The sequence below is a fragment of the Lichenifustis flavocetrariae genome, assembly GCF_026130545.1.
Lineage (GTDB): Bacteria > Pseudomonadota > Alphaproteobacteria > Rhizobiales > Beijerinckiaceae > Lichenihabitans > Lichenihabitans flavocetrariae.
Genome location: NZ_JAMOIM010000107.1, coordinates 1 through 5115, shown reverse-complemented (window position 1 = coordinate 5115; position 5115 = coordinate 1). Strand labels below are relative to the sequence as shown.

The 5115-nt window shown below is 60.7% G+C and carries 7 protein-coding genes; 6 read left to right on the top strand and 1 reads right to left on the bottom strand.

What is annotated here, in order from left to right; translation table 11 throughout:
- The 4 genes from M8523_RS35740 to M8523_RS35725 all read left to right on the top strand — a co-directional run.
- On the top strand, positions 1 to 534 hold a 534-nt coding region (locus M8523_RS35740; RefSeq protein WP_282589551.1), incomplete at its 5' end, for a recombinase family protein.
- 425 nt (positions 535 to 959) lie between these two features.
- The gene (locus M8523_RS35735; RefSeq protein ID WP_282589550.1) at positions 960 to 1571 is read left to right on the top strand and encodes a hypothetical protein; all 612 of its coding nucleotides are present in this window, start codon (positions 960 to 962) and stop codon (positions 1569 to 1571) included.
- Between the two features lie 140 nt (positions 1572 to 1711).
- Positions 1712 to 1987, top strand: coding sequence for a BrnT family toxin (locus tag M8523_RS35730; protein ID WP_282589549.1), 276 nt, complete (start codon positions 1712 to 1714; stop codon positions 1985 to 1987).
- A complete protein-coding gene (locus tag M8523_RS35725) occupies positions 1968 to 2291 on the top strand; it encodes a helix-turn-helix domain-containing protein (protein WP_282589548.1) in 324 nt (107 codons plus the stop codon). The genes M8523_RS35730 and M8523_RS35725 overlap by 20 nt, the downstream gene beginning before the upstream one ends.
- A gap of 182 nt (positions 2292 to 2473) precedes the next feature.
- Here the strand turns inward: M8523_RS35725 and M8523_RS35720 are convergent, their stop codons facing one another.
- Positions 2474 to 3037 (bottom strand): TetR/AcrR family transcriptional regulator, encoded by a 564-nt coding sequence (locus M8523_RS35720; RefSeq protein WP_282589553.1) that lies wholly within the window; start codon positions 3035 to 3037, stop codon positions 2474 to 2476.
- A 108-nt stretch (positions 3038 to 3145) separates the two neighbouring features.
- Here M8523_RS35720 and M8523_RS35715 point away from each other — a divergent pair, with 108 nt between their 5' ends.
- A complete protein-coding gene (locus tag M8523_RS35715) occupies positions 3146 to 3802 on the top strand; it encodes a glutathione S-transferase (protein WP_282589552.1) in 657 nt (218 codons plus the stop codon).
- A gap of 219 nt (positions 3803 to 4021) precedes the next feature.
- Positions 4022 to 4996: a quinone oxidoreductase family protein gene (locus M8523_RS35710; protein WP_282589547.1), complete on the top strand. Its 975-nt coding sequence runs from the start codon at positions 4022 to 4024 to the stop codon at positions 4994 to 4996.
- Positions 4997 to 5115 lie beyond the last annotated feature (119 nt).

Sequence of the window (5115 nt, the reverse complement as noted above, 5' to 3'; positions counted from 1 at the left end):
ACGCAGGAGCAATGCCCGGACCGGCAGGTGGATGGCCTGCGGGATCGCTGCGACCGGCTCTGCCTCGAAATCGTCTCGGCGGTCAGCCCGCGCCGTCCGGTCTACGATGCCGTCATTGCTGAGCTGCGGCCGGGCGACACGCTCGTCGTGTGGGACCTGGACCGGGCCTTCCGGTCGGTCCTCGATGCCGTCAGCCAGTCCGAGCGGCTGCGGGCCATGGGGATCGAGTTCGAAATCGTTAGCCTGCAAATCGACACGGCCACTCCTGCGGGCATGCTGGTCTACACCATCATGAGCGCGATCGCGGAGTTCGAGCGCCGCCTGCTGGCGCAACGGACGCGCGAGGGGATGGCGTCGGCGCGCCGCCGTGGGGCGCGGCTCGGCCGTCCGCCGAAGCTCGATGAAGGGCAGCTTGCCGAGGCGCGGTGCCGCCTTCTGGCCTGCGAGGCCCCTGCAGAGGTGGCCCGTGACCTGGGCGTTGCCCGGTGGACGCTGGCGCGGTCGTTGCGGCGGCAAGGCTTGTCTTCGGCCTGAGCAACTGTTCGGTAGTGTCTCAGTTTGAAATCGGCGGGTCTTGACCCCGGTCGCGGGTTGGCCCCATCTCCTATATGCTTAGTGGAAGCATGGGAGGCGATATTGCAACTCCGTTCAGTCACAAGTACGCCGCGAAAGCAGTCGTCAAATTCAAGAGAGCACCAGATAGAGGGATGGTAAGTGGCATTTTTGAAGTCACTGCCATGCTGACCGTCTTCGGTCATGGGAAGATCTAGCCGAGATGGTGGAGGCTGGATTGCCGAGGCCGGGGAAGCGTGGAATGTACCGGAAGGCTACCGCGACCGCTTGATGCGACGCTGGTTTCTGTCCTTAACCATCTCTTAGCGTTGACAATCCCTTACCTTACGGGCTTGTAACCTTCGCACGCCGCTGGGGCACGGCTGCGTGGAGGATGTTCAATGCGCATGAAACACGCGGCCGTGATGGCTGGATTGGCTTTGAGTTTAATGTCGGGGACCGCGAAAGCGGCTTACATCGTGAACATCGATCAGGTTGGCACGAACGTTGTCGCGACCGGGAGTGGTTCCCTCGACCTTTCCACGTTTTCTTTCATCGACAACGGAGGCTCCGGTCCCACCGTCAACGCATCCATCGGGTCTCTCGAACTCGGAACGTACACAGACCCTAAGATGCGTTATGCCGGTTCTATCAATGGACCGGGTTCATTCGGAACCGGATCTGACTTTTATCCAGATATTACTTCAGGGTCACTAGTAGGAATAAACGCGCAAATAAATACATTGGTAGTGCCGAACGGCTATGTGTCCGGCGATCCTTTAGGCACTTCGGTAGATATCTTCAGCAATAACACGTTCGCAACTTTGGGTCTATCGCAAGGCACCTACACGTACTTATTTGCCGGTAGCGGCGAAAGTACAGACACATTCACCATAAACATCGGCAGTGTCAGCGTTGTCCCCCTTCCTGCTTCCGCCCCCATGTTCGGGGCTGCCCTCCTGGCGCTTGGCGCGATCGGCTATGGCGTAAAGCGCAAGAAGGCTGCTGCTACCGCCTGATCTCATCGGCAAGTCAGCGCACGACGCCCGAGGCGAGAGCTGCGGGCGTTTTTGTTTGAGCCAAATTGAAACTGAGACACTACCAACTGTTCTTGACTCTTGACAGCACTACGGCTAAGCCGTAGTATATGGATGATGGGGTGTTTCAGTGGGACGATACGAAGGCTGCGGAGAATTTGGCCAAGCACCGTGTCACCTTCGAAGCCGCCCGCGACGGGTTCAAAGACCCCTTCGCCCTGGATTGGCACGACGATAGCCAGGGTGCTGATGAACAGCGCTTTGCCAGTCTCGCCATGGTGGAAGGCCGGCTGCTCTTCATCGCCTACACGATGAGAGGCGAGGCCATCAGGATCATCTCGGCGCGGTTAGCCGAACCCTATGAGCGACGGAGGTATCATGACGACAACGAAGCATGACTGGACCCGCGCAGATGCGATGACCCCCGAGGACATCCATGCGGCTGCACTGGCCGATCCGGACACGCAGCCCATGACGCCTGAGGATTTCGAGCGCATGAAGCCGACGCCGCGCACGAAGATCATCCGCAGGGCGCTTGGCCTGTCGCAGGAAGAATTCGCGGCACGGTTCCATATCCCGCTCGGCACGTTGCGGGACTGGGAGCAGGGGCGCAAAGACCCCGATGCCGCCGCTCGCGCCTACCTTATGGTGATCGGCCGCAATCCTGCGGCCGTAACGGAAGCCCTGCAACCGGCACCATGACGGAATGACCTAATCTGCTGAAATGACGCCACCAGGATTGCGCACAGGGTCCGTGTGGAGATCGGCACAGAGGGAAACCGCGTCGCGGCTATAGGCTGCGATGCAGGCCGCTTCGACGGGCAGGCCCGTCCCTCGATGCCGGGTTGTAGGGGTTGGCCATATTGGCCGTTATCACCTCATGCTCATCCAGGCAGAAAACCCGTCTCGCGATAGCTGCTGACAAGTTCGTCAAACACGGCGATGTCCGCCCGACTTCGCGCCAAGAGTTGAGCGCCGGATATTGCAGCAAAAATAGCGCGTGCATGCTTCTCAGTCTTAGCGAGGTCAGTCAAACCAGCCGCAGCCAAGGTCTTGCTCAGCCAAGACACGTTGATGTCAGCGAAGTTCTCCACCTCCTTTTTTACAGCCTCTGGCAGATCGTCGTGTTCCGCAGCCATGAAGCTGCACAGACAGATGCGATTTCCGTTTTCAAGCGATCGGCGGAAGATCGTCGGATAGCGGCGCAGGCAGTCGGCCGCATCCGGCAACTCGCTTCGCATTGCCTCAAGCTCGGCCGCGGCGTCTTGCCAATAGCGCTTCGCAACCGCCGCGCCGAGATCGGCTTTGCTTGGAAAATGGTAGTGGAGGCTTGCTGCCTTGATTCCGACCTCGGCCGCCAGGTCGCGGAAATTGAGGCCCCCATATCCGTGCGCCTGCGCTGCCGTCCGTGCTGCCGACAGGATTGCCTCCTTCGTATCCATGCTCATCCCGCACTCATACCCGATGCCTACCATCTGATAGATAGGGGTTGCGCATCCTGATTGGAAGGACTAATAACTGTCTACCAAGTGGTAGATAGATGAGGTTTAGCGATGATGACGATCTACGATTGGCATACCGGCCCATACCCGGCACGGGTCCGCATTGCCCTGGGTGAATTGGGGCTACAAGCACAGGTGCGGTTCGTCTCGATCGACCTTTGGAAGGGTAAGCACAAAACGCCGGCCTTCTTGGCAAAGAACTACTCCGGCACCCTCCCGGTGCTCGAACTCGATGACGACACTCTCATCGCTGAGTGCACCGCAATTACCCAGTACCTCGATGCATTGAACGGCAAGCCTGTTCTCACCGGCACCACGCCGCTTCAGCAGGGCGTGATCCACATGATGAGCAAGCGCGCCGAGATCGAGCTGCTCGATGCCGTCAGCGTCTACTTCCACCATGCCACGCCAGGTCTCGGGCCGGATGTCGAGCTCTACCAGAACGAGGAGTGGGGGCTTCGCCAACGCGACAAGGCGGTACGCGGGATGCGCTACTTCGACGGGGTACTCCAGCACCGGGCGTTCGTTGCTGGCGATACCTTCTCGATGGCCGATATCACTGTCATCGGCGGCCTGATCTTCGCGGAACTTGTCGGCCTCGCAGTGCCTGCGGAGTGCAAGGCCCTGCTGGACTGGTACGCACGGATGCAGGAACGCCCGAGCGTCCGGAACCGGATCACGATGTCTGAACCCGCCGAAGCGGCGGCCTGACATCCCGGCCCTCGCGGTCGCAACTTCCTACGGTCCGAGCTCCTGCACGAGATGCTTGCCTACCCAGCTCATCTCTACCGCCTCGACATTCTGCATGGGAAGTACGGCGTCATGCTCGGTCAGCCGGTCACACCAGACTGACAGTCAACCCGGTCGGGCGAGAGCGCCGCATTGCCGGCGCTTGATGACACCACCGCACGTTAGCAACGAGGATACACCATGAGCATTGCAATCCGGCTGACGACGACCGGCGGTCCCGACGTTTTGACCATTGCGCAAGTTGCACCAACCGACCCCGGCGCTGGGGAGGTATGGCTGGAACAAGAGGCGATCGGCGTCAACTACCTGGACGTCACGCAGCGCAGCGGTGCCGTTCCCATCGCGCTGCCAAGCGGTCTGGGGCTGGAAGCGGCAGGGAGGGTGGCATCCGTCGGTCCGGACGTCACAAATGTCACGCCGGGCGATCGTGTCGCCTATATCCTGGGGCCGATAGGTAGTTACGCGAGCGGGAGGCTGTATCCAGCCAACCGCCTGATCCGGCTGCCCGACAATCTAAGCGCCGAGGATGCGGCCACGGTGTTGTTCAAGGGCATCACCGCGCATTACCTGCTTCACAGTACCTGCACGGTCGGCCCAGGCACGGTCGTACTGCTCTACGGGGCAGCTGGCGCACTTGGTCAGATCATGGTGCCCTGGGCGAAGTCACTCGGTGCCTTTGTTATTGGTGTTGTCTCCAAAGAGACGAGCGTGTCGCGGGCCCAGGATGCCGGTTGCGATACCGTGCTTGTCTGGGGTGCCTCCGACCTTGCTGCGGAAGTGACCAGAATCACGGGCGGGCAGAAGGCCCATGTGGTCTATGACGGGATCGGCAAGCCAACCTTCACAGCGTCGCTGGACTGCCTGCGCCCGCGCGGGATGATGGTGTCGATCGGCGCGTCAGCGGGCGCTCCCGACCCGGTCAGCCTCGGTGTGCTGAACGCGAAAGGGTCATTGTACCTGACGCGTCCAGGCCTGAGTGCTCACGCCACAGAGCTTGGAGAGTATCGCCATCGTGCGGCGGCGGTGTTCGCAGCGGTCGCTGAAGGCATTATCAAGCCAACCGCGTGGAAGAGCTTCCCGCTCTCCGACGTTGCCGAGGCGCACGCGACCTTTGAAAACGGCCAAGCCGCCGGCGCGATTCTGCTACGACCTTGAAGCATCCGACTTGCAATTGATCCTGCTAGCTGATGGACGCAGCTAGCCGGCCCTATTCACGGACGCGCTTGGATTTCGGCCAGTTTGGCGGCCCGATGCTTGCGGTCGAGGGTCATCGT

Coding starts and splice junctions, on each gene's coding strand:
- M8523_RS35735 (WP_282589550.1), top strand. CDS start 960: ATGAAACACGCGGCCGTGATGGCTGGATTGGCTTTGAGTTTAATGTCG.
- M8523_RS35725 (WP_282589548.1), top strand. CDS start 1,968: ATGACGACAACGAAGCATGACTGGACCCGCGCAGATGCGATGACCCCC.
- M8523_RS35720 (WP_282589553.1), bottom strand. CDS start 3,037: ATGAGCATGGATACGAAGGAGGCAATCCTGTCGGCAGCACGGACGGCA.
- M8523_RS35715 (WP_282589552.1), top strand. CDS start 3,146: ATGACGATCTACGATTGGCATACCGGCCCATACCCGGCACGGGTCCGC.
- M8523_RS35710 (WP_282589547.1), top strand. CDS start 4,022: ATGAGCATTGCAATCCGGCTGACGACGACCGGCGGTCCCGACGTTTTG.